Here is a 25474-nt window from a genome sequence, read left to right as displayed (position 1 = left end):
CCACCGCCGCCATTACCACCATTGACGCCGTTACCGCCGCCACCAAGCGTTCCGACCTGAGCCGAAACAGGCAGCACCAAGTCAGCAACTGGATACACTTTCGTGATCAGTTCGCTTTCGGCTTCTTCCGGGGTAGTAATCATCAGCACTTCGTTGGCAACGATATACGTCAGGTCCAACTCTTTCAGCATCAGACGCAGAGCTGAACGAAGCGAAATACCTTCTATGTTGCGGGTAACTGGCGTATCGGTAGATAGACCGACATCTTCCAGTGACCGGTTGTCGATTTGAATTTCGATACCGTGCAGTTGTTTCAGATAGCCCACCACTTCTTCCAGTGGTGTATCAATGAACTGAATCTTGGTCTCTGCTTCCAATTGCTGGAAAATCTTTTGTTCGGCACTTCCAGTCGAAGCCAAGTCCACCGAACCGTATTTTTCCTTGCGGTAGTAAATTTCTTCCCAGAATTCGGCATCCGGATAAACGATCGGTGGTTCGTCTGGGAATGGAACATGCGATTTTTCGACTTCAAAGAGCGTATCGACCATTCGCTGGTAGCGAAGCTCTTTTAATGCCATCATCGAACGGTAGTTACCTACAATATCAGCGATCTCGACACCGGCGACGGCCGCCTGATTGTAAGGATCCATCGCACGCACTTCTTGAGCACTGGTCAATGCTTCGCTGTACTTACCCTCGTCCATCAAGGCATCGAACATTTCCATAATGACGCGAGCCCGTTCTTCATCGCGAAGAAGCTGCTCGGTAAGGGCAATGCGTTCACGTGCGATCGCTTCTCGCTCAGCTGCTTCCGCACGCTGAGCTTCCACGGAAACTGCACGAGCAGACGACTCACGAATTGCGGCAATAATTTGATTTCGCAGACGGGCACGAACATCTGGGCTGAGATCAGGAGCACGCTCGACGTTGTCCAGTAGAAGCTTTAAAGCGTCGCGTGTTCCATTAGGATCGGTGCTCATTTGTCCTCGTGCGGCTGCCAAACGATTGGCAACTTCCGCTTCGATGATTCGAGCATTCCGAACCGCATTCAGGTCCACATCGTTTAGAAATCTTCCGTCCTCATCACCAAGGGTCAAAGGGGCGGCCGAGTCGTTGGACCCGTCGTTCTGGAAAGCGACAAAGTGAACGGGAACGCGATGCATCGAGGCACCACGATCGACAGACGGCTTTTCTTCAGCTTTCGTTTCTTTATCGGCCTTGGCAGCAGCGTTGGCGACGGCTTGAGCTCGTGGATGCCCTGGATCAATATCCATAGCGGCTTTCGCCAAGCGAGCGGCCCCGACGTTGTCGCCTGCGGCAAGAGCCTGGCTGCCAAGTTTTGCGTATTGTTCAGCGGAAGCCATCAGCACGCTGGCAGTTTCTCGTAAGCCAGCCGAACCCACGGTTGGCAAGTTCAATCCATCATCCTTACGAGCCAACTCAATCAACTGTGGCAAGTAAGCCTGATCGTCATTCGTTGTCTGAGGTTCGCCAGACCAAGTCCGCGAGAAAGCGCCGCTCCCCTTCACTTCTACGCTAACGATTGCGTCAGAGTCGAGCACACCAACAACGATCGAATCGCGATCCGCACGCAGAGGCGGGAACTGTTTTGGAAAGACTTCTGCGACGTTTTCCGAAAACTTCACCGAAGCTGGCCAAATCACGGGAGTGGTCGCTGCGGCAGCCAGACGAACGCCGGCTTGTTCGGATGGAATGTCACGATTATCAACTTCGACTATGCCGCCAGCATGATTTGCCAACGTGGCCAAAGTCTCGATATTTCGGTCCGGACCAATTGCTAACGAGTTAAACGCCACCTTATTATCGCGAAGATTACTCACCACTTCTTCGAATTCGGTCGGCGAAAGGAAATTCGCACGGCTACTGCCATCGCCGATGTAGACGATAGAGCGGTTTAGTTTGCTGGACTTCGTAAAAGTGGCAACGGAGTCATTGATCAGTTCAGCTAGATCAGTAGCACCCAGCGGCACGCGTCGTTCCAATTTGGCAAACGCTTCTGAAATTTCGCTACCTTGCGGCGAAACGAAGCTCCCCGTCATGGGAACTGCCATGATATCGCCTGCAAACAACTGAACACGACAATCGGCAGGAAGCGAAGCCATCAAGGCTTTGGCTGTCGCGATCGAATCGGTTCGGTAGATGCCGGCCTGACTGGCAGAAGTATCAACCATCACCACCACTTCGGATGGGCTGGCATCGGATTTCTCTTCAAGAGAAACACTCATGGCGAAGTAGCGGGGCCCGGCAGCTTGCTGATAGGTTGCAACGAAAGTGGCATCGTCCGCCACGGCGGGAGCCACCATCAATACGGCTAGCCCGATTGCCAAAAATGCCGAGAGACACTGCTCGAAGTGCTCACGCTTAGGCATAGTCGAAACTCCAAAAAAGAATTTGTGAGAAGTGTTGTTCGTTGCGACTCTGTTCCGAAATGGCCGCAAGTCTGCTGGCTACAAACAGGTTCCGCATCGACCCAATCCAACCCGAAATAGGCTTGGCGCAGGGAATATGGCCCGGTCTGAAGCCTAATTCTATTTCCCGACTGCAAATACTGCCACCAAAAAACAGCGAATCCGCTTAAGTTTAGCTGGATTAACATTTTGGGAAAATAGGTGAGACGGGTCGTTCCTGCAGGAGCCCCCATAACTGGGGTACACTTCTGTGTAAAAACGGCTGCAAGGGAGCAAACGCTCCCTTGCATAATACAACATAAACTACTCTCAGCAATTGACTTACTAAAATCGCAGCAAATCTTGTAGCTGCGACACGCGGTGAGTAGGCAGCAGTTCAGACTTACGGAGAGAAGCGATTGAGACAGGTTTCGTGATGGCAACCCAATGCTGCTGAAACGTAGTAACCAGTTCACCGAGGACAATTTCTCCCGATGCAATCGCTCGAACTTGTTCTCTTACAAATACTTGGAACGATTCAGGCACAATCGGTTGGGTACTTTCCTCTGCGAGTAAAACCGGGTCGACCTTGCTTGGTAAAACATCGCTGTTTTCGTAGACGTAAACTACGGTCAAGTCATCGGTTACGAACACAAACCAGTCGTAGATTTCAGGCTCAAAGTAGTTGTTGTACTCATCGTATCCGTACGGATCTAACGGAAACTCCGCGTCATCCAACGCGAGTAACGCCATAACTTCTTCACCAGTATTAATTTGCGGCAGGTCATCCCATTGAATTTCCTGCTCAAACACCTCTTGAACATCGCTGGATGTGTTTGATGATGCGACAGGTTGATCAACCTGCTTCTGTGCGGCAAATTCGGCTTTAATGATCGATCGCAAGTGGGCGTTAATCGAATCCTGAAAGTCGGCATAAATAGGGTTGGCCAGAAGGGATTCCCATTGCGAGATCATTTCGGTAGCAAGTTCTTTCTGCTCAACGGGCTCAGACTTTTCCGCGAACGTATGATCTTGCGACACACTCCAATCAATGGGAGGTCGTTTGAGCGCTTCCGCGATACGGAACTCCACTTCAGGATGAAATTCAGGAGTTAATTGCACGCTTACTACGTTTTTTGCGTCAACACTTTGGTCAGCTCTCGCCTCGAAACTGGCACAAAATCCCAATACGAACAGCGTGGTCAATCCGGCGAATATGCGGCAAGTCATCTCTCTGTATCCTCCCAGAGTATTTTCGAAAGAACGCGATTAGCAAAGTCAGGCAATCCTTGCCTCGCGTATTTGGTGGGTAGTTTAGCTAGACTAGGGTATCGACAACTTCAATTTGAACCCATTAGGTCCATTGGATAAGACAGGAGATTTGAGCAAGACAGGTGCCGTCACATTCCGCACCTTTTTTCACAGAGCCCACCCTGCCCTTTTGGTCGAAGAAACGTAAAGAATCCCCCCTACCGTCGGACGGGTTCCTCCTGACAATAACAAATCGCATTCATTTCACCCCTTCGACGGACGGACCGCGTCCGAGCGACAACTCACCGATATGGAATTCCTGCAAGCCGCACATCCTTGGATTGCCATCGCGACCACTTTGGCTGTATTTCTCGCGATTCAATTTGCACGACGCGTATCGGTCGATTTGTTGTTCTTGTTAGCGCTCTGTTTTGTAACGCTCACGGGAATCGTTTCCCCGCAAACGGCAATCAGTGGCTTCGCCAGTCGGGCAGTGATCGCCATCAGTGCTTTATTGGTCGTCTCGGCCGGTCTTCGAAAGACTGGCGTACTGGATTGGATTGGGGCGAAAATCCTAGGACGTGCCACCAATGAACGTTCTGCCCTGCTCCGGTTAACAGGTCCCATCGTCGTCTCGGCCGCGTTCGTCTTGAACACTGCCCTGGTCGCCATGATGATGCCGGTCCTTATCGACTGGTGCCGTCAGCGAAACTTATCTCCGTCTAAGTTACTGCTTCCCTTGAGCTATCTGACGATCTTAGGAGGTGTTTGCACACTGATCGGTACCAGTACTACTCTGGTCGTCAATGAAAAGCTGCGCGACAGCGTTGTCATCGTTGAGAATGAAATCAAAGACCTCGAGTCCAAGATTGCCTTGGCAACTCCTGCGGATCGTCCGGCATTAGAAATAACACTGGCCAACCGAGAGAAACTGCTTCCGAATGTTCAGCCGATGGGATTCTTTGAAATCAGCTGGGTTGGGGTTCCCTGTGCGATTGTCGGCAGCTTGTACATGTTGGTACTCGGGCAGCGATTTCTGCCTGGTAAACGAGACATCATGGAGCTACTCGGAGACCAGCAGCGCGAGTATCTCGTCGAAATGATGGTTCAGCCTGAATGCCCGTTGATTGATCGAACGGTGGAAGCCGCTGGTCTTCGTAATCTTCACGGCCTGTTCCTCATCGAAATTGATCGAGACGGCGATATTATCACTCCAGTAACCCCCCGCGACTTCGTTCGGGCTGGTGACCGGCTCGTGTTTACCGGGCTGGTGAATACGATCGTCGATCTTGAAAAGATTCCGGGACTCATTCCCGCAGCCGACCGTACTTACGAGTTCCATCCAGAGTCGCGCGTTCAACGCCATCTCACGGAAGTTGTTCTCAGCCCTTCATCACCACTGATTGGTACCACCGTTCGAAAGGCGAACTTCCGTCAACTGTACAACGCAGCGGTCGTTGCCGTACATCGAAATGGCCAACGCTTACCCAACAAAATTGGTAACATCGAACTCGAAGTTGGCGACACGTTACTGTTACAAACTCGAACGGACTTCATTGCCCAGCATAGAAACAATCGCGACTTTTACCTGGTCAGCAGCGTTGACGATGCCGAACCGCGGCGTCACGATCGAGCCCTGCTCTCTGGCGGTTTGATGATCTTATTGATTCTCTGGCTCTGCCTGACGTCTGTCTTTGCGGGGTTTGAATTTGCTGGCGGTTGGGGGAGTCCTGCGATCGCCGCTTTGACAATCGCCGGTCTCATGATCTTGACTCAGTGCCTATCCGCATCCGAAGCCCGTGGGGCCCTCGACATACAAGTCATCGTGACAATCGCCGCAGCGTTAGGCCTAGGTAACGCACTTTGGGAAAGTGGTGCCGCTCAGATGATTGCCGAAGGACTTGTCACCACTGTCGGTACCAATCCGTTTACCTTGCTGGTGGTCATTTATCTGCTGACGGTTGTCTTCACCGAAACAATTACCAATACGGCGGTAGCCGCTTTGCTGCTACCGATCGCAGTTGCCATTGCTCAACAAAGTGACATGAGCCCTCGTCCGTTCATCATGGCCATCGCCATCGGAGCATCGATGGCCTTCCTCACTCCCATCGGTTATCAAACCAATCTCATGGTCATGGGGCCTGGCGGTTATACGCCGCGTGACTATCTCAAGTCAGGCATTCCCCTGGCAGTTCTGATCGCCATTACGGCTATCACTTTGATTCCGCGAATCTGGTCGTTCTGAGTAAAAGCGCAATAGGCGCAGTGACGATCACCTTTGAATTACCCTAAGGGTCCCGATTCCGCCGCCCGTTATAAAAGATTAGATTTCACCAGAAATTAAACTGGTTGATATCGCGGGAACTCTATACGATTAACATCGTGGAAACACAGCATTGGTGAACTTTTTTCCGATGCGTTTCCACCCCCTTTTCCCTTAGCACTGCGCCCCACGCCCTCCTCATCATGCGGTTTCGTGCTTCCATCTTATTTTCTTTATTACGGATTTTGCTATGAATCTGAACCGTAAGCGGCCAGGGTTTACCCTGGTGGAATTGTTAGTGGTGATTGCCATTATCGGCGTGCTCATTGCCTTGCTCCTTCCGGCCGTCCAACAGGCACGTGAAGCTGCGCGGCGGATGTCTTGCTCGAACAACCAAAAACAGTTGGCATTGGCTCTGCACAACTATCACGATACGCATGGCAGCTTTCCGCCTATGATCGTGCGGGAAGAAACTGCGACCGACGCAGCTTGGGCGTGGAGTGCTTTGATTTTGCCGATGATCGAGCAAGGTAACATCTACGATTCCCTTCAGGTCGGTCAACAAACCTTAAGAGACGCCGCTAATTCGCCGCAGGGACCAGATGTTCTCAGCCAATCTCTCGAAGCGTTCACCTGTCCTTCTGATGCCCGTCCCACCGATACTTCGTCTCGGGCAATAAGCGGCGTCAATTTGGGGCTATCCAGCTACCCTGGCGTTAACGGAACAGGCCCGCGTGTTTATTACTACGACGAGGGTCCAACGAGTTCGGCATCCGGAATTTTTCACCACCGAGTGGAAGGGAATGCATTTCGGGACATCACCGACGGTTCGTCAAACACCATGATGGTTGGTGAACGTCACTTAAAACTTCCGTTCAATACGAACGTTACCTATACCCAATGGGCCGGCACTACGGACGGAAACCAGGACAACAGTGGATACTACGGATCCCTGGAGGTCGCCGGCTGTACGGGCTTCCCGATGAATGAGCCCGAACCTACCAACTGGCAGTACCGTCATTGGTTCAGTAGCCTACACCCAGGCGGAGCCATGTTCGCGTTCGCTGACGGCAGCGTTCACTTCCTCCCTGAAACAATCGATCAGTCCACGTATCAAAATCTCTCGAACCGCTTCGATGGCCAGACAGTTGGCGAGTACTAGTCATCGGCAGGTAAAAGCTTTGAAGACCTTTTATCAGGAGATCTATCATGATATGGCGATTGACGATGCTCGTCGCGCTGACGACAACACTTGGCTGCTTTGGCGGAAGGCCTGATCTAGAGTTCGGCAACGCGCATGGCAAAGTCATCCTGCAAGGAGCACCGCTTGCCGATGCAACGGTTCGCTTTCAACCGGAAAGCGGTCGACCTTCCTATGGAAAGACTAATCAGCAAGGGGAATACACGCTGAACTTCATGGGTCGGGAATGGGGCGCATTGGTTGGTAATCATCAAGTTGCGATTACGACCGAAGACCGAATCGAAAACCCTGAAAACGGCGAGTCGCGTTGGCAAAAGGAAATTCTTCCACCCAAGTACAACGCACAAACTGAATTGACTGCGGTCGTCGACCCAGGTGAAAACGAGATCAACTTCACTCTCGACGAGATGAAAAAGGGGGCCACGCGACCTTAGGGAATCTTTAAACTACCGTCTTCGTTGAAATCGAACGCACCGTAGGCGACTTCCCATAGATAGCCGTCCAGATCCGAAAAGTAGCCGGCGTAGCCACCCCAAAAGGTGTCCTGCGCCGGCTTTTCTATTTTGGCACCAGCCGCTTCCGCTTGCTTTAAGATGTGGTCCACTTCATCTTTTTCTCGGACATTGTGCGCTAGCGAGATGCCTGTGAATTGAGAACGTTCTTGGCCGATCCAAGCGCCACCCACATCCTCGGCGAGCTTATCTAAAGGATATAGTGCCAGACACGTGCCGGTCGTCCGAAAGAAGACCACTCCCTGATCCCCTTGCCACGAGGTCGGCAGGCCCAATCCGTCGCGATAAAACTGAAGCGAACGCTGCAAGTCTTTCACACCCAGCGTAATCAAGCTGACACGTGGTTCCATGGTCTGTTCTCATTGCAATCATTTCAGGTTATACGTTCTATTCTTCTGACTTGTCCGACGATTCCTCCTCGGCTGCTTCGTCTTCAAAATCGGACATTCCAGTGTCTTTAAATTGTTCTTCCAGCACTTCTTGTTCTTCGCGAACCTTATCAAATTGATCTAATGGGTCGAAGTTCGGGTCTGCCGCTTCCTTGAATACTTGGTCGAAGCTGCTCGTTATCGCACTGAAGCACGCCATAAAGATAGCCAAGCCACCGATCATGTAAACCATGACAATGATCTTCCCTGGCACCGATTCCGGCGACATATCTCCGTAGCCGACCGTGGTTCCGGTTACTTCTAAAAACCAGGCCACGGTGAACAAGCTACGGAACTCTTCCTGATGCATCCCTTCGACTTCAAACAAGGCGAACATCGTGAACAAAATCATGATCAACGTCGCGAGCAGCAACGGCCTTAGGCTCCAGTAAGAGCGATAGAAGCCCAGGGCCATGAGTTGCAGTCCCCTTGAATAGCGAAAGAACTTCAGCATTCGCAATACACGAAGTGTGCGCACCAAGTGCAAGTAGGGATCGACCGCTGGAATAAAACCGATCCAAAAAGGGAAGATCGCAATTAGGTCAATTACCCCGAGGGATGTGATGGGATAAAATCCGCGGCCTGAGTTTCGGATGAAACGTATGACATATTCCACGGTGAAAATGAGTGCGACGATACGCTCGGACCATAGAAAAATACCGGGCGTGTCATAGCTATCATGATTGGGATAAAACTGGCATTCGATGGCCAACATTCCGACGCTGTACCACACCAATGGGACGACCAGACGGTCGATCACATCGATCCCTTTCTTCAGCAGCCCACTACGCCCTTCAGTTTCCGGTGAATGGGAATTCATGCGGCCTCCGTGTGCAAGAGTCGTGTTATCGCCGGAATCGAGCCCCTACTCCGGTCGTTTCATCGTAACGGAATGTCCGGCTCTGCCCACTGCAATCATCCACTTTGTCTCGGCATTTTGATCATCGAGTCTGTTTTTTTGTTTCTTCTGCGTAGAATGAGAGAAATGCTTTGCTGGAACGCTAATTGTCCGAAAGACGCTGAATGCTCGATCTTCAGTTTTCGATAGAACGCCCTTTCTTTTTGATGCTATTGGCGATCATACCTGCGCTGTGGTGGGTCTCTTGGCATGGACTCGCCATTGGCAATCGCTGGCGTTGGATTCTGGCCAACGGACTACGAAGTCTTCTTTGCTTACTTGTCGTTTTGACCTTAGCTGAAGTCGAACTGGTTCGCACAAATGATCGCCTGACAGTGATCTATCTTGTTGATCGTTCCTTAAGCATTCCGCCGGAACGGCTAGAGGACGTGGTCGACTATGTTCGTTCGACCGCCAATACATTTCGTCAGCAAGTTCCGGACGACCGCGTCGGCGTGATTAGTTTCGGCGGCAACGCGGCCATCGAAATCCCGCCCTGGACCGGCGACCTGTTTCTGCGATCCAAGATGGAAACCGCCATCGATCCACAACAGACAAATCTGGAAGCGGCGTTGAAACTGGCCCAAGCAGCATTCCCTGTGGATGCGGCTAAGCGAGTCGTGATCGTGACCGATGGCAAAGAAACTCTCGGCAACGCCATGCCGGCTGCAAGAGCGTTGAGCCAGGCAGGCATCGGTATCGACGTAGTTCCGATCACCGCTCAGGCTCGCACAGAAATTACCGTCGAAAAAATCACCACGCCTGCCAACATGCGGGAGAAGACTCCCTTTCCAGTGCAGGTCGTATTGAACAATCGCCCCGGAATCCATTGGGATCAGAAGACCGGCAATAAACCGGTTGCAGGAAAGATTCGTGTTGTTCGCCGTGGCAATGGACGCGATCAGGTCGTTATAGAACAACAAATCGAACTCGCCCCGGGAACCCGTGTCTTCTCTTTTCAAGACAACCTGCCCGAAGGTGGTTTCTACACCTACGAAGCAGAGTTCACCCCTGACCTTAAAGGGGTTGATGGCTTCACGCAGAACAACCGTGCTGCTTCGTTTACACACATCGAGTCTTCTGGCCAAGTATTGCTGATTGTCGACTCTACCCGTCCCAACGAGCTGGATGACTTCGCCGAAATGCTTCGACGAAATGACTTAAAAGTAACCATTCAACCCAGCAACCAACTCTTCACCAGGCTATCTGATCTTCAGCCGTACGATCTAGTCATTCTTGGCAATGTGGCACGTAGCAGTGGCGATACCCGCGAAATCACAGCGTTCAGCGATGCCCAGATGCAAATGCTTGCCGACAACACGCGGAACTTAGGTGCCGGGCTGATAATGCTGGGGGGACCAGACAGCTTTGGGGCCGGAGGTTGGACCAACACACCGATCGAAGAGGCGATGCCGCTCGACTTTAAGATCAAAGATGCCAAGGTCGTACCAGTCGGGGCTTTGATGCTGGTCATGGATAAATCGGGGTCGATGTCTGGCGAGAAAATCCACTGGTGCAAAGCCGCAGCCCGCGAGTCGCTACGAGCCCTCGGGCCCCACGACTACATCGGGGTCACCACATTCGACTCTAACACGTCGCGTACTGTCCCGCTGCAAACTGCGAAGAACCGCCAGTTTGTTACGCAGATGATGTCTCGTCTTTCTGCGAGTGGCGGAACGAATATGTTCCCCGCTATGGAGGACGGTTTTCGTCAACTGCAAGCCAATGAAGCCGCGATTAAACACATGATAGTTCTGACGGATGGGCAAACTCCACGAGCCGACTTTGGTGACCTGACCCGTCAGATTGAAAAGAGCGGAATCACAGTATCAACCGTTGCTGTGGGACAAGATGCCGATGTACGTTTATTAAATCAGATTGCAGCGATCGGACGCGGAAAGTTCTATCAAGTGACCTCGCCTAAAGCGATCCCACGTATCTTCATGCAAGAGACCCGTCGCGTGGCTCGCCCCTTGGTCTTCGAGAAACCGAGTGGAATGGTGCCGCTAGTCTCGGCGAATCACGAAATTCTGAAAGGGATTCCTTCCACAGTCCCGCCGTTTACGGGCTATGTGATGACAACCCCTAAGGATAGTCCGCTGGTCGATGTACTGCTCGCGTCGCCGGATCCAACGGGCCAAACCAACGCACTACTCGCAGCGTGGCAATACGGTATTGGCAGAAGTGTCTGCTGGACCAGCGATGTTGGCCAGCGATGGACAACGGACTGGACCGGCTGGGAAGGCAATGAAAAGCTGCAGATGCAGATGATTCGCTGGTGCATGCGAACGACTGGTACTTCCGACAATTATCTCGTTGCGTCGGAAGTCCGTGGACAAAAAGTGAAACTCATTCTCAATGCCCTCGACGACGAGGGAAACTTCGTCAACTTTGCAGCACCGCAGCTCAACGGAGTCGGCCCACGATCCGAAATAGTGAGTGAAGCTTTTGTTCAAGTAGCGCCAGGTCGCTACGAGGTCGAGTTAGATGCCCAACATGCCGGTCCACACTTCTTGGCAGTGTCGCCTGAACCAGGGCAGGCACCGCTACGGATCGGCGTGAATGTACAAAACGCCCAGGAGTTTCGTGATCGCTCTGACAACTTGCCGATGCTTCGGCGTTTTGCCGCACTGACGCCCCTCGGCGGCCGCCCTGGCGAGATCTTCAACTTGGACATGACCGAAGAGCAATTGGCCAACATCGAAGCAACACCGTTCCGTCACGACCTCCGCAAAGCAAGCAGCCAACGCCCGCTCTGGTACTTGGTCCTGGTGACGGTAGCTTGCCTGTTCGTGATGGACATCGCCAATCGACGGGTTCTGTGGAGCTTTGCCTGGGTCGGTACCCTGTGGGCACGCATCAGACATCAGCCCATTCCCGAAGCCTTAGCCGGTGAGTCGCTCCATAGACTGAAAGCCCAAAAAGAAAAGTTAAACCAAGATTGGCAGGCCACTTTCGACGATGCGGAAATGATTGCCGACGTATCTATTGCGGCTCCCCAAACAGAAGAGGTATCCGCGCCGACCGCAGCGGAACCAGGCCTCGAAGTGAAAGAGGAAAAAGGTTATCTCGACCGCTTGCTTGCTGCCAAACGTCAGACACGGCATCTCGATGAACAGGAGTAGATCGCTCTGGCATGTCGCTTCGCACGACATGCCTGTCACCTAGATCGACACCACGAAAATCGTATCGAGCGTGACTCGCTTCAAAACATTCGAGTTTCGCTCATTTCGAACCACCTTATGCGTGCTGGCATGACCTTTGCGATATCGATTCAATGCGCGCTATTCGTCACTATGAGAAACGAGGTTGCTGTGAACATTTCCCGTCGCGTTTTCTTTGGAATTTTCCCCTGCTTACTATTGGCATGGGGATCCTTCGCCGTTGCTGCGGATAACCCCATTTCAAGCGAGTCACAGCAGAAGCTCGACACCATAGTGGCCAAAGGGTTGCAGTACTTAGAGAACAGCGGCCAGGCCGCTGACGGAAGTTTCACCGCACAAGCTGGACCAGGTCTTACAGCGCTTGCTGTAACCGGGGCCCTACGCAACGGCAAGACGGTCGATGACGTAGTCGTCGCGAAAGGTTTGAAAGCGCTGGAGGGATTCGTTAAGCCGGATGGCGGAATTTACGGCAACGGTCGCTTACGTAATTACGAAACCTGCGTTGCGATGCTCTGCTTCAACGAAGCCAATGCCGATGGTCGTTATAACGAAACGCTCAAGAAAGCTCGCGAGTTTGTTACGGGGCTTCAATACGGCAAAGGCGAGATCGAGCAAGAAGACGTGTGGTTCGGTGGCGTTGGCTATGGCGGAGCCGGTCGCCCAGATCTTTCCAACACCGGTTACTTGGTTGAAGCTCTGATCGAAACAGGAAGTGAAGCCGAAGACGAAGCCATTCAACGCGCCTTAGTTTTTGTTTCGCGATGCCAGAACTTGGAAAGCAAATACAACGATACCCAGTTCGCCGGAAAGGTGAACGATGGCGGTTTCTATTACGAAGTGCCTCGCGAAAAGATTGATCCATCGACTTCGCCGGAACGCTATACCGAGAATGGTGGCATTCGCAGCTATGGCTCGATGAGCTACGCCGGATTGAAGAGCATGATCTACGCTGGGCTGACGAAGGATGACCCGCGTGTGAAGGCCGCTTCCCAGTGGGTCAAAGACAACTACAGTGTCGAAAAGAATCCTGGCATGGGGAGTGCCGGCTTGTTCTATTACTACCACACCTTCGCGGCCGGTCTGGGTACGGTTGGTCTCACCGAAGTGACCGATGCCGATGGCAACACACATAATTGGCGAGAAGACCTGATCAACGAATTGGCCAAACGTCAAAACGAAGATGGTTCGTGGGCCAACGAAAACGGTCGCTGGTTTGAAAACGACAAGAACCTGGCAACTGCGTTTGCGCTAATGGCTCTATCTTACTGTGATGCCGATTCTGCCAAGCCCGCCGGCACCGCGACAGAATAAGCTCAATTCCGAACGACCTTTTGCCCCCTCATCCCTTGCGGTGGAGAGGGGGAAATGCGGACCGCATATCATTTCCTCAATCTCGCCTCTTAAGACCAATGCGAAAACCGGAAAAGAAGGGATTGATATCTGATGCACGCCCCAGCTGACAAACTTGCCTCTCGCAATCAGTGGCCAAAGTTGTCGGCTTCCCTCGTTTGGCTGCGCGACTTAACACTCGGGCGTCATCCGCTGGTTCTTTGGCTGATTAATGCTGCAATCTTGCTGCTGTTGGCCGGGTGGATTGTGTGGGATGCTCGGTTTTCTTCCACTTGGGACCACCTCGAATTCCAACTCGGCTGGACGGAAGACGGATCTGACCTGGACGAGTTTGCCAATTCGCTCGCCGCCCAATGGAAGATATTCGTTTTGGGATTTATGGTGATTGTAGGTGCCGTTAGTCTCGGGATGCTGACCTTCGGCATAACGATGGGCTCTCGAGGCCACCGGGCTCTTTCGTCTTGGATGGTCTTTCTTTCGTTGGCATGTTGCTGGCTTGGTTTGATGAATAGTTGGGATGAGTTGATCTGGGCTGGCAAGCGATTGCGGATCGATTCACACGTGGCAGCTTTCCAGTCAATCGCACAGTCGCTAAATCAAGACTGGCCCAAAGTAGATGGCCAACGAGAGAGTCTGGGACCGTTCATGGCTTACCCCTCAGGGAAAGCCAAGACGCTCATTCTTCTCACGACCCCGCCCATGGCTCAGACGGGACCGACATTCAGCAGCATCGAACGTAGCGATGCCGGAGGGATTCGCTTCCAACTCTCGGGAAGCGAACGTGGAGCCTGGCTGGAATGGCATCCGTCCGGTGATCAGCCGGAATCGTTTGTCGGCGGCCTGCTAGAGCCTCACCACTTGATGCGAAGTGTCTCACTGGGTGAAGGGTGGTTTCTAGTAAGCTACGATCAGGCCGCCCAGGTATCTTAAACTGTCTCTGTGCTTCAAGAGACCAATATCGCCAGCATTGCGGCCATTAATCTTGCATTGCTTGAATCGTATCGCTATCATTGCAGTGAAAGTTATTTTTTTACAGGAATTCTATTTTTCCCTCATTACAGCTTCAGTCTCGCAACTCTTTTCTTCCTTCTCATCATCAAGAATCATCGTAAGGAACGGCACCGTGGCACGTGTACCCTCATCTCGTGGCTTTACGCTGGTCGAATTGTTGGTGGTTATCGCCATCATCGGCGTGCTCATCGCCTTGTTGCTTCCGGCGGTACAGATGGCGCGTGAGTCAGCCCGGCGGATGCAGTGCACCAACCACCTCAAGCAGTGGGGCCTGGCAATGCACAACTACCACGACACCCTCAACAAGTTGCCCTTTGGCGCAACCAATGACAGCAATGGCAAACGACATACTTGGGTTGTCAGTCTGTGGCCCTATATTGAACAAAACAATCTTGCCGAAGCATACGACTACAACAAAGCGTTTTACGAAGCTCCGAACATTGTTCAAAACACGCTGGACGGTGTCTTGGCTCAGCCAGTCGACCTTTACTACTGCCCCAGCATGAATGGGGGCAAGATGAATACTTCCGACGCCTACTGGCGATGCCGCATTCACTATGGTGTGAACTACGGCAACGTGACGATTCCCAATGGTGGTTCCACCGCGACTGAAGCATTGAAAGCCCCTTTCGGCTTCGAGGGAAGCAATGGCGCACTTGGCGAAACGCCGCGCACAAGTGATTTCTCTGGCTTCACCGATGGTCTCAGCAATACGATGCTCATGTCGGAATTACGAGCTCATCCCAACGACTCAGAAAAAGACCATCGCGGCGATTCCTTCAACGACGACGCCGCCGGCGGTGGCTACATGACCGTGTTGACGCCCAACTCATCGGCAGCCGATGGCATGTCTTCGGCTTGGTGTGTCGATAAACCGGAGATCGGCTTACCCTGCGTTGGTGGCAACGAGCATCATGCAGCACGCAGCCTTCACCCGGGCGGCGTCCAAGTGCTAATGGCGGACGGCTCGGTTCACTTCGTCAGCGAAACGATCGCGGTCGACGTATGGCGAGCCGCTGGCACGATGGAAGGCAAGGAAACCCTTTCGCTTAACTAGTTATACGTTTGCGGCAAGTACAATGCTCACTTCGCTCGGGAAGAATCGCACCATGATGACTCGAAAACTGGTCGCTTGCAGCACCGCGGTCTCATTCCTCCTACTTTTCAATGCCGGTTGCGGCTCAGGACGTTCCGACCTGGTCGAAGTAACGGGTAACGTAACCTTGGACGGACAACCGGTGAACAAGGGGAAGATCTCCTTCGAGGCCACCGATGGCCGAGGGGGCGTCGAAGGAGATTCCATCGTGAATGGCCAGTACACGATGATGACCACACCGGGCAGCAAATCCGTCAAAATCAATTCGCCAGAAGTCGTTGGTCAAAGGAAGACCTACGGAACGGCAGACAGTCCATCCGAGGACGTTACGAAGGAATCGATTCCCAAGAACTACAATCGAAACACGGAATTGAAAATCGAAGTGAATAGCTCTTCACTCAAGCATGACTTCGATTTGAAGTCTAAGTAGCTTCTTAGCTTTAGCCTGTTTCAGGAAACATACTTCGGACCGTATCGACAAATAACGATTCGATCTCTAAGTCACTCCCGATCGATTCCTCTAAACGCGGATGGATAAAGATTCGCACTTTCTTGACGTAGTCGTCGAACTGCCGCTTGGCGAGAGTTTCGACCATCGGCGAAACATCCCCCAACGCACGATACTTGCCGGACTTCTGCTGGAGCACATCGATATTAAATTGCACTTCCAACTTTACCGGCGGTGCATCGATCAAAATTTCATGCGGTGCGACACGACGCGACAGGTGCCGTGATAGGGTCGTGGCGAACTGATCACTCAAATCGACTAGCCAGTCATAGGGCCGTCTGGCAATTTGATGAAATAGCTCTGGGTGATCGAAGTGAGAGTACTCGAACAGCCGCTTATATAGCCTGCGAGAACGACCGAATAAGCCATCCAGCAAATCGCGAGCAGGGCCATTACCGGCAGCTTCCAGCATCGTGTCGACCATCGGTCGTTCGGCCAGGCGAAATAGCGAGTCAAGTTCCAACTGCGGACGCAGCATGAAGAAGGCACGCTGTAGCATTGCCGTCGCACTGCGAACCGCGTGGTGCCAGTAAACTTCGCTGAACATGACATACCGGGCAAAGACCATCATCTCGGCAGCGGTTCGCCCCTTGTTCGTCAAGGCGAGCTTATCCCCGGCCTGATTCACGCACAAACTGGCAATTAAACGCTGCTGGTCAAAGTTGCGGCCGTAAGGGACGCCAGCATGCAGACTATCGCGCTGTAAGTAATCAAGCTTGTCGACATCAATCGGCCCCGAAATGATGCTTTGCATCAGCTTCATCTTGCTGGTACGTCCCTTCTCGGACAAGAAGCTGACGACATCGCGCGGATTAATGCCCCAATCGTCGCGCAGACAATCGGCGATTTCTCCTTCCAACAGAAAGCTGTTGGCGAACAGTTCGTGCTGAGGAACGCCAGGCAGTCGCATGTCTTCAATCGGATGGCAGAAAGGCCAGTGCCCCAGATCGTGAAGAAGCGACGCCACGATCATCAGTTCGGCGTCCTTGGTTTCGATGACTGCTGCGAACTCCGGCACATGGGCCAGGCGCTGAAGGTAAAGCAGCATGGTCCGGTAAACACCCAGACTATGCTCGAATCGGCTGTGATGAGCGGCCGGAAAAACGAGCGACACGAGCCCCAGTTGGCTAATGTGAACCAATCGGCGAAATTCGGCCGTATCGACCAAGTGCCGAACCCGACCGGTCAACGGGACGTCTAAGTCAGGAGGGATACGGATTACATCGGATCGAGACTGCAGCCCGACCACTTCCGGAATATCAAGGATTTCACTCATGAGCGCCGGTATACCTGATGCGACGAGGCGAGGGAAGCGGTCATTAAAATCGTTAGGATTAATTAGCTAAGGATTTAGTTAGCGAGGCCGCAGAGGAAAGATGTGAGAACCAACTACGGACTTCGCCCGGAAAGCCCAATCTAGGCATTCGGGCGTTGTCGGTCTAAAATACTCGATTTCCCCCTTCACTTCGACGCTGTCCTGAACATCTGCGAGGAACAGAACCTTGTATCGCACAAACACTTGCGGCGAATTACGAAAATCCGACGTCGGCCAAACCGTTACCCTGGCTGGGTGGGTTGATTCGTACCGCGACCACGGCGGCGGGCTGTTTGTCGATCTTCGCGACCGATATGGCAAGACTCAGGTGGTTTTCAGCAGCGACAGCGGCGAAGAAACGCAAAAGCTCTCGCGAAGTCTCCGCAACGAAGACGTGATTCAGATTGTCGGCAAGGTCGATCCCCGCCCCGATGGTACCGTCAACCCGAAGTTGATCACCGGCGAGATCGAAATCAAAGTCGAGAAGCTGACCATCCTGAACAAGTGCAAGACACCACCGTTCTTTCCTGGTCAGCAAGATATACCAGGGGAAGACCTGCGTCTGAAACATCGCTATTTGGATCTTCGCCGGCAACAAATGCAACAGACAATGTTGCTGCGAAGCCAAATCATCAAGCTGATGCGAGACTACTTCGAGGTGCACGAATTCATCGATGTCGAGACACCGATTCTCGGCCGCAGCACGCCTGAAGGAGCACGCGATTATTTGGTTCCTAGCCGGGTGCATCACGGTGAATTCTATGCCCTGCCCCAGTCGCCGCAGCTTTACAAGCAAATTCTGATGATAGCCGGGTACGACCGCTACGTTCAGGTAGCCCGTTGCTTCCGCGACGAAGACCTTCGCGCCGACCGTCAGCCAGAGTTCACGCAGTTGGACATGGAGATGGCCTTCTGTGAAATGGAAGACGTCATCGGCATCATCGACGGATTGGTCACCAAGGTTGCCCAGGAAATCCACGGTACCGATGTCCCAGGGCCGCTGCCCCGGATGACTTACGACGAGGCCATGGAACGCTTTGGCCACGACGCACCGGACCTGCGTTTCGGCTTGGAAATCGTCGATGCTACCGACCTGGCTGCCGAAGCGGAATTCCGTGTTTTTAAAGCCGTTGCTGATGCAGGCAACCGAGTTCGCGGGATCTGCGCCAAGGGAGCCGCCGACAAATACTCGCGCCGTTTGATCGACGACATGACCTCGATGGTTCAGGACGACTTTGGTGCCAAGGGCCTGGCATGGTTTAAGGTCGAAGCTGACGGAACGTTGAACTCGCCCATCGCGAAGAATTTCACTCCTGAATTATTGGCGAAGTTCAAAGAGCGTTTTGCCGCCGAACCAGGCGACCTGATCCTGATCGTTGCCGACAAGTTCGAGGTGACCTGCAAAGCACTTTATGGCCTGCGTAAGAAGCTGGGTGCGGAACTGAAATTGTACGACCCCGAGTCGATGCACTTCAGCTGGGTGGTCGAGTTCCCAATGTTCGACTACGACGAGGAAGAAGGTCGCTGGGTGGCCATGCACCATCCGTTCACCGCGCCGCGACCTCAAGACGTCGAGCTTCTTGACAGCGACCCGGGTAAATGTCGAGCATTGGCTTACGACCTGGTGATTAACGGCAGCGAAGCAGGCGGGGGAACGATTCGTATCCACGACAGCAGCACCCAGCAAAAGGTGTTCGGCCTGTTGGGTATGACCGAAGAAGACGCCCAAGAACGTTTTGGCTTCCTACTCGATGCATTGCAATACGGTGCTCCGCCGCACGGTGGAATCGCGCTGGGCATCGATCGTTGGGTGATGCTATTTGGCCACTTGGACAACATTCGTGACTGTATCGCGTTCCCCAAAACGCAACGTGCCGCCGACCTAATGACCGAAGCACCCAGCGGCGTCGATCGCAAACAGCTCGAAGAGCTGGCGATCAAAGTGCTGCGATTAGACGAAGTGAAGAAGTAGTTCGCTTTAGTCTTCTAGCTCAAACGTAAAGACGTTCTCACCGCCATCGACGACTTCGACGGTGAGTTCGCTAGTTTTCGTGCTGGCATACTTCTTGGGAATTAAGTGCTTTGGCGGCTTGGCCAAAGCACGATTTACCTCTTGCGAAACACGCGCATATTCTTCGGGTGTCACTTCTTCCGGATTGGGTAGCATCAGCACTTCCAATTTCCGAATAGCGACGCTGTAGCTGCCGGGAATCACTCCGTCGCCTGGTTCATAGGTCCACAAGTCGACCTCACCATAGGCGTTCGTATTTCCAACTGCCCCGCGTATTTCGGCTTCGGTAAAAGTTACCGTAGCGCCTTCGACGGGTTCTCCGCCCTGCAGTACGACCGCTTTCGCAGGTACCCGCTTAGGGAGGTTCGAGTTGTCAGTGGAATAACATCCGGCAATGCTCACAACCACTAGTGAGACCAGGCCAATCAAACGTTGCATGAGAATATCCAAGCCGATGGTGTTTATGGAATGCTTACCGTTTCGCTGCCGTTAATAGAACCGAGTGCTCCCCAGACACCGAATGGACTTCTGCCGGAACTGACCTCGAACTCGGTCGGGTCGCCTGAGTCGATTGTCTCGGCAATGAACTGCGTTGAACCATCAGCGCGGCCTGCGAGAACACCTCCGGGATGATAACTGCTGGGGGTCCACACACCCCAGTGATCATCGCTGTCGGCTATCGAGCACCGCGGAGCGTTTGGTGGCAGGACCGTCGTGAACCCACCGAAGAAGGCGCGTCCTTCCGCCCAACGGCTTCCCGGGGCTCGGTGAATATAAGACTCGGCCGAAACAGAGACGGCCGAATCGACTTCACCATTGGGCCCCCTAGCGGCCCAGCAATCCGCAGGACTTGAGGGATTCGTATTGATGCCTGGCGTTACGGCAACACTACCACGAAGTTTTCTAGTCACAGTCATCGATCCGACGACTACTTCACTCAACGCAAGCGTATTACTCGTCCCATCGGTTAGATCGCTGAAATCTCGATTTTCCAAATCAACGAACATGCCACGCTTTGAGGAGTCGCCCCGATGATTCTGGCGAATGCTATCCCCTAAGCAAAAATGGTAACTACGAGGCTTACGATCCGAGGAATTGGTACGCGATGTCCAGTTTGGATCTGAGGGGCACAACAATTCTGGAATCAACGTCTTTTGTTCGGCAGGATTCCAATTGGTTCCGAACGGTGTACTCGCACTGGTGATCTTGTCCCAGACTGCCGTTTGCTCGACATAGGGAAGCAATGCCACAAAACCGCTCGGATGCGCCGGCTCGACTTGAATTCTAAGACCAGGGAAAGCATTGTACGTGCCGTGATAGTTGTGCAGGGCGAGTCCCAACTGCTTCATACGGTTGGAACATTGCATGCGCCGAGCGGACTCTCGGGCTTGTTGCACCGCCGGTAGAAGTAGCGCGACCAAGACACCAATGATGGCGATCACCACAAGAAGTTCTACAAGCGTAAAGCCATCTCGGGGCACGGCATCTCGTTTGATGAATACCATGAGTAGACTCTCTGACTCGGTAGGAAAGAAATTGTGAAAAGATACGGTCGATCGAGGAGAAAAGGAGTGTCTGCCAAAAACGGATGAATCAAAAACGTTTCTCACATGTGATCGTGTATATTTCTTTTGAGCATCGCCGTCAACAAAATTAGAAATATATTGCGTTTTACATTGCAACAGATATTGCGCAGAACCATACCCGCACGCATGGTATAACTAAGTCAAGTTTGCCGACCCAAGCCGCAGGGATCGCGGTTCATCTCATTCCTCTACCCAAGGAGAAACACCATGCGTTGTATTGTTGCGTCCCTGGCAATCCTTGCGATGGCGACTTCTATCGCGACGGCTGAAGTGAAAACCAAGGTCATCGAATACCAAGTCGGTGATAAATCGTTTGACGGCTATCTCGCCTACGACGACTCCATTAAAGGGCCGCGCCCCGCCGTACTTGTCTTTCATGAATGGTGGGGCCTGAACTACTACGCCAAGAAGCGAACCAAGATGCTGGCCGAACTCGGCTACGTCGCATTCGCCGCAGACATGTACGGCGATGGTCAATTCGTCGATCACCCCAAAGACGCAGGCCAGATGGCTGGTAAGGTCCGAGCCAATGTTGAAGATTGGCAAAACCGTGCGGTTGTCGCGTTAGATGTCCTGAAGAAACAACCCCAATGCAACCCGGAAAAGATCGCCGCCATTGGGTACTGCTTTGGTGGATCGACTGCTTTGCAGTTGGGCTATACGGGTGCCGATGTAGACGCGATCGCGACGTTCCATGCCGCTTTGCCTACCCCGACTGAAGAACAATCCGAGGCGATTAAAGCCAAGGTGCTGGTTTGCCACGGTGCCGACGATGGCTTTGTTTCTCAGGAATCAATCGAAGCGTTCCGAGAGAAACTGAAAGATGCCGAAGTCGATCTAAATTTCGTCGCCTTCCCCGGAGCCGTCCATAGCTTCACGGTGGAAGACTCTGGTAAACACAACAACCCCGGCATGCAGTACAACCAAGATGCAGACGAAAAGTCTTGGAAGATGCTTCTGGAATTGCTCAATCGTGAATTGAAATAGTGCTCTCCGAAAGAGACCGCACGTACCATTGCGGTCTCTTTCTATTTCTTATAGGACTAACGTCCCTCTAAGTCGAAGTCGGCCGTATTTTGCTGGCTTGATTCCACCGTGAAAGTCAGTTCTGTGCGCAGGTTGTACTTGGCCGGTAAGGTTTCTTTAGACGTATTTGGGACGGCATCACTTAGATAATCATTCACCATTTTATCGGTTATGTCTGGTGCTTGGTTGCCGTTGACAATCTCTTGTTTTTCAAGCAATTCTCGAGCTCGATCCTTTTGCTTTTGACTGTACTGTTGAGCTTTGGTCGTAACAATCCGCACCCGATGCTCGCCGACAGCCGCACCTTCGACATCTTCCTGAGGACAGCGCAGCGTATATTGACCTTGGCTATCGGTTTTACCGTACGAGGGCTTTCCGTTTGCGTTGCCCGTTGAATCTCCGATTGGCTCGAAGATCAGTTTCGCATCTTCGAGCGGTTGCCCGTTGTAGTTCACGACACCGGTCACAGGGGCATAGGCTTCATTGCTGCACCCAGTCAGTACAAAGACTGCCAAGAAACAAAGGGGCAGTGCGGCTGATGAAAAAGAGAAAGAACCATTAAATTGGGCCGCGTTGGATAGAGTGTTCATCTTATCCCCAAATTTGACACAAAACCGAGATGAATCCAACGAGATCGATCGGCCTAAGAACGGCAGATTGATCTAATCGCTGATTCGCGACGGATTAGCTGCCTGGCACAACTTCACCACCGCCGATCGTAGCGAGGTTGCCTAATATGATTTGGTCAATTGTCTCGGGAATAAAACTAACGCTTCCATCCACGCGACCGAACTGAACGCCTCCGGGGTGCAGCGCACCAAAAAAACGTTTGCATGCATTCGACGAAACGCTCAGGTCGCTGGCAGTCGTCTCACAAACCTCGTAGTCCGTAATCCCGAATGAAGGGACCGGATAGCCAATCGTAATCGACGACAACGCATAGGAAGTATAAGTGTGCGCCCAAAAGGTACCGCGGGTAGGCTGCGTCGTCGTGTGCGCTTCGCCAATCATAAGCGTGTTGCTAGTGCCATCGACCACCTCGCCGAAATAGGTTGGTCGCCCATTCTCGGCCATCGCAGGGAAGACCCCTTTGTCTTCCGATTGCGTGTTCGCAAAGTGCCGGGCGTCGTCCCAGTAGTATGACCCGGAAGAGCGTCCCGATACGCCTCGATAACTGCTGGAAGCAAAAACACGACTGCAGCAAGCTCCCGAGGCAGGCGTATGCAATTGCCCCGTACCGATATCACTAGGGCAGTTGTACGTTGCGATTGAGGTCTCACGCACTTCAGTATTCACCGAAGAGAGCGAGTCCTTGGTGGAATCGTAGCGATCAAACAAGTTCTGTTGTTCGATGTAATCTAAAATCCCAATCCCCCACCCCATGAAACCGCGGTCACCGACCAAGCCCGTGTGGTTGTACTGACTCGAACCGATAGGAAAGCTTCCATAGACGTCGTGGTACGTATGGGTTGCAAGAACAATTTGCTTGATATTGTTCGAGCATTGCATCCGACGTGCCGCCTCGCGAGCCTGTTGAACTGCTGGCAGCAAAAGAGCAATTAGAACCCCGATAATGGCAATAACAACGAGAAGTTCTACCAACGTAAAGCCGAAACGCTTGCATGACATGCCCAACCTGCCTTTCGGGAAATGGGTGTCAGTAAAAAGATGAGGTTTTCATCTGACACTTATCCATGCAGGGTGTCAATATTATTTTGAGCTTTTGCGTTTATTCGCTCAGCACCTATCCTTAACCAGGCACAGAGCCATGCATTGCGCAAGCCAGCCTGCTATTGCGTGGCCTCTGCCTGAGTCAAAGCTTGAAAACGCTCGAGCCATCTCGCGAGAATGGCTCCTTGCATAGAGCCCTCTTCTTCGTATTCCTCTTGAGTGGTTCCCCAATAAAAGCTGGTAACACCGTCGGTAATGGGCCTGGCCTCGGCGAGAAACTGCACGGCCTCCTCGACAGAGCACTTCAAGGGAAAGAACTCTTCGATCACCAGCGGCTTTCCAATATCGTAGACCTTAAGAGCACTGATTGCTTGGTCGACCTTGTCCTTCTCGGGGTAGAAATGCACGCTGACGAAATCGAGTGGTCCGCTCACTTCGGGGCTGTAAAATACTGGCTTGGCATTGGGCCATACCTGAGCCCACGGGATAGCGCCCACCGTGATAAGCGTGTGCTGGTCGACTTCGCGGATCGCATCGGCCAGCTTTTTCACCCAGGCTGCGGCAATCTCTTTGTTGTCGCGACCGGCGGCGTCGATGGTAATCCGTTGGACGAAATACTTGCCCCCTAGCGGTTCACCCACCAACCACTGATCGGTCTTGGCTCCGCCACCGAGCACCGGTTCGTTCATCAAGTCGTAGCAGAAAACGGCCGCGCTATCGCGACAGGCCTTGGCGATCGCTTTCCAAAAATTGGCCTGCACCTGCCAGCGGTCGGCCTCCTTAAGTTCGTCATACCACGTAGGCACGTCCTGCTTGTGGTAACACCCGAGCCCGGTGAGATTCAGGTAAAGCTCTTTGTCTTCGGCCAACTTCACCAAGTCGGTTAGCTTTTTGAGATTTTTTTCGTTGGACTCGTTGGCTGACTTCATAAACCTGGGAAGCTGCAAGTGAACCCGCACCACGTTGGCACCCAGCGATTTGATCTCATCAAAATCTTCTTCGATTACTTTCCAATCGTCGTGCCAATAGTCCTCGATCAGCTTGCCGTCTCGGTTGTGGTCGTAGTTGACCCCCCAGACGTAGAAGGGTTTGTCTGCCCCTTCTTGGCGAAAGTCTTTTCCGTCATTTGAAACAACGATCCGAGGTAACGGTTCCTGGGCAAGCGAAGCGAAGGGGGCCAGGATCAACGCAAAGAGAATTGCAAACGTAACTTTCATGGCGGACTCCATGATGGCGGGGAGGAGGTGGAAGGTCCAGTTATCTTACTCGGTCGGTTTGGCCTCGGTTTCTTGATTGTCTTGAAATCGCCGAAACCCCAGCACAAACTTGCCGCCTAGGTAACCCAGCAGCATCGCCCACAAGAGTTCGCCAACGACGTAATAAGTTCCGGCCTTAGGAACGGTGTAGACTCCGATGCTTCGCAGATTGTTGCCATTAACACCATGTACGCCCAGCACATTTCCATCTTTGTCGAGAACATTTCCTTGTGGATCTCGATGAGGTTCGAGTGAACTGGATATTACTTCACCATTATCGCGATATTTGTAAACCTTGTGCTCTAACGATTCATACCCGCTTTCCCACACGATCGTCGTAGGCAATTCGTTGATATAGATCGAGAGAACTTTCAACGCTCCGGCCTGAGTGACACGGCCAGCGCGCACTTTAGGTAATCTGCGGTAGCGCGTCCAATCTCTTTCTGCGATGATAACGCTTTTCCAAATCCGTGTCTCGCGCCGCAGGGAAGAGTTGATGGCTCGCCAGATTGATCAGGA

The 25474-nt window shown here is 52.6% G+C and carries 20 protein-coding genes and 1 pseudogene; 10 read left to right on the top strand and 11 right to left on the bottom strand.

The window, feature by feature from the left end:
• Positions 1-2390 (bottom strand): annotated as a pseudogene (locus HOV93_RS25410) (VWA domain-containing protein); the annotation flags it as partial.
• A 363-nt stretch (positions 2391-2753) separates the two neighbouring features.
• Entirely contained in the window at positions 2754-3638 is an 885-nt protein-coding gene (locus tag HOV93_RS25405) for a hypothetical protein (RefSeq protein ID WP_207399365.1), read from the bottom strand.
• A 331-nt stretch (positions 3639-3969) separates the two neighbouring features.
• Here HOV93_RS25405 and HOV93_RS25400 point away from each other — a divergent pair, with 331 nt between their 5' ends.
• From HOV93_RS25400 to HOV93_RS25390, 3 genes are all read left to right on the top strand, one after another.
• The gene (locus tag HOV93_RS25400) at positions 3970-5904 is read left to right on the top strand and encodes an SLC13 family permease (RefSeq protein ID WP_207399364.1); all 1935 of its coding nucleotides are present in this window, start codon (positions 3970-3972) and stop codon (positions 5902-5904) included.
• A gap of 268 nt (positions 5905-6172) precedes the next feature.
• Complete coding sequence (locus HOV93_RS25395; RefSeq protein WP_207399367.1) at positions 6173-7084, top strand: DUF1559 domain-containing protein; 912 nt, start codon at positions 6173-6175, stop codon at positions 7082-7084.
• Between the two features lie 47 nt (positions 7085-7131).
• Positions 7132-7557 (top strand): carboxypeptidase regulatory-like domain-containing protein, encoded by a 426-nt coding sequence (locus HOV93_RS25390; protein WP_207399363.1) that lies wholly within the window; start codon positions 7132-7134, stop codon positions 7555-7557.
• Here HOV93_RS25390 and HOV93_RS25385 read toward each other — a convergent pair.
• Positions 7554-7985 (bottom strand): VOC family protein, encoded by a 432-nt coding sequence (locus HOV93_RS25385; protein ID WP_207399362.1) that lies wholly within the window; start codon positions 7983-7985, stop codon positions 7554-7556. The genes HOV93_RS25390 and HOV93_RS25385 overlap by 4 nt on opposite strands.
• Positions 7986-8022: 37 nt before the next feature.
• A complete protein-coding gene (locus tag HOV93_RS25380; protein WP_207399361.1) occupies positions 8023-8883 on the bottom strand; it encodes an ion transporter in 861 nt (286 codons plus the stop codon).
• Between the two features lie 203 nt (positions 8884-9086).
• Between HOV93_RS25380 and HOV93_RS25375 the strand changes: the two genes are divergently transcribed.
• The 5 genes from HOV93_RS25375 to HOV93_RS25355 all read left to right on the top strand — a co-directional run bounded on the left by HOV93_RS25375 (position 9087) and on the right by HOV93_RS25355 (position 16012).
• Positions 9087-12086, top strand: a complete 3000-nt coding sequence (locus tag HOV93_RS25375; RefSeq protein ID WP_207399360.1) for a VWA domain-containing protein — start codon at positions 9087-9089, stop codon at positions 12084-12086.
• A gap of 171 nt (positions 12087-12257) precedes the next feature.
• Positions 12258-13436, top strand: a complete 1179-nt coding sequence (locus HOV93_RS25370) for a prenyltransferase/squalene oxidase repeat-containing protein (RefSeq protein WP_390814357.1) — start codon at positions 12258-12260, stop codon at positions 13434-13436.
• A gap of 132 nt (positions 13437-13568) precedes the next feature.
• Positions 13569-14405 carry a hypothetical protein gene (locus HOV93_RS25365; protein WP_207399359.1) on the top strand — a complete coding sequence of 279 codons (837 nt, stop codon included), beginning with the start codon at positions 13569-13571 and terminating at the stop codon, positions 14403-14405.
• A gap of 193 nt (positions 14406-14598) precedes the next feature.
• Positions 14599-15543, top strand: coding sequence for a DUF1559 domain-containing protein (locus HOV93_RS25360; protein WP_207399358.1), 945 nt, complete (start codon positions 14599-14601; stop codon positions 15541-15543).
• Positions 15544-15595: 52 nt separating this feature from the next.
• Positions 15596-16012, top strand: a complete 417-nt coding sequence (locus HOV93_RS25355) for a hypothetical protein (RefSeq protein WP_207399357.1) — start codon at positions 15596-15598, stop codon at positions 16010-16012.
• A 10-nt stretch (positions 16013-16022) separates the two neighbouring features.
• On the opposite strand, the gene HOV93_RS25350 is transcribed toward HOV93_RS25355, so the two are convergent.
• Positions 16023-17366, bottom strand: a complete 1344-nt coding sequence (locus tag HOV93_RS25350; protein WP_207399356.1) for an HD domain-containing protein — start codon at positions 17364-17366, stop codon at positions 16023-16025.
• Between the two features lie 226 nt (positions 17367-17592).
• Here HOV93_RS25350 and aspS point away from each other — a divergent pair, with 226 nt between their 5' ends.
• The gene (gene aspS, locus HOV93_RS25345) at positions 17593-19377 is read left to right on the top strand and encodes an aspartate--tRNA ligase (protein WP_207399355.1); all 1785 of its coding nucleotides are present in this window, start codon (positions 17593-17595) and stop codon (positions 19375-19377) included.
• A 6-nt stretch (positions 19378-19383) separates the two neighbouring features.
• On the opposite strand, the gene HOV93_RS25340 is transcribed toward aspS, so the two are convergent.
• On the bottom strand, positions 19384-19854 hold the full coding sequence (locus HOV93_RS25340) for a hypothetical protein (protein ID WP_207399354.1): 471 nt from the start codon (positions 19852-19854) through the stop codon (positions 19384-19386).
• Between the two features lie 23 nt (positions 19855-19877).
• A complete protein-coding gene (locus tag HOV93_RS25335) occupies positions 19878-20921 on the bottom strand; it encodes a DUF1559 domain-containing protein (RefSeq protein WP_207399353.1) in 1044 nt (347 codons plus the stop codon).
• Positions 20922-21209: 288 nt separating this feature from the next.
• Here HOV93_RS25335 and HOV93_RS25330 point away from each other — a divergent pair, with 288 nt between their 5' ends.
• Complete coding sequence (locus tag HOV93_RS25330; protein ID WP_207399352.1) at positions 21210-21989, top strand: dienelactone hydrolase family protein; 780 nt, start codon at positions 21210-21212, stop codon at positions 21987-21989.
• Positions 21990-22045: 56 nt separating this feature from the next.
• Here HOV93_RS25330 and HOV93_RS25325 read toward each other — a convergent pair whose 3' ends face one another.
• From HOV93_RS25325 to HOV93_RS25310, 4 genes are all read right to left on the bottom strand, one after another.
• Positions 22046-22618: a hypothetical protein gene (locus tag HOV93_RS25325; RefSeq protein WP_207399351.1), complete on the bottom strand. Its 573-nt coding sequence runs from the start codon at positions 22616-22618 to the stop codon at positions 22046-22048.
• 94 nt (positions 22619-22712) lie between these two features.
• Positions 22713-23657: a DUF1559 domain-containing protein gene (locus tag HOV93_RS25320; protein WP_207399350.1), complete on the bottom strand. Its 945-nt coding sequence runs from the start codon at positions 23655-23657 to the stop codon at positions 22713-22715.
• 161 nt (positions 23658-23818) lie between these two features.
• Positions 23819-24916: a cellulase family glycosylhydrolase gene (locus HOV93_RS25315; protein WP_207399349.1), complete on the bottom strand. Its 1098-nt coding sequence runs from the start codon at positions 24914-24916 to the stop codon at positions 23819-23821.
• Positions 24917-24961: 45 nt separating this feature from the next.
• Positions 24962-25363 carry a hypothetical protein gene (locus HOV93_RS25310; protein WP_207399348.1) on the bottom strand — a complete coding sequence of 134 codons (402 nt, stop codon included), beginning with the start codon at positions 25361-25363 and terminating at the stop codon, positions 24962-24964.
• Positions 25364-25474: the final 111 nt, after the last annotated feature.

Origin of the sequence: Bremerella alba (genome assembly GCF_013618625.1) — a bacterium.
Taxonomy (GTDB): domain Bacteria; phylum Planctomycetota; class Planctomycetia; order Pirellulales; family Pirellulaceae; genus Bremerella; species Bremerella alba.
The sequence above is the reverse complement of the archived record's forward strand: the minus strand, read 5'-3'. Positions and strand labels throughout refer to the sequence as shown.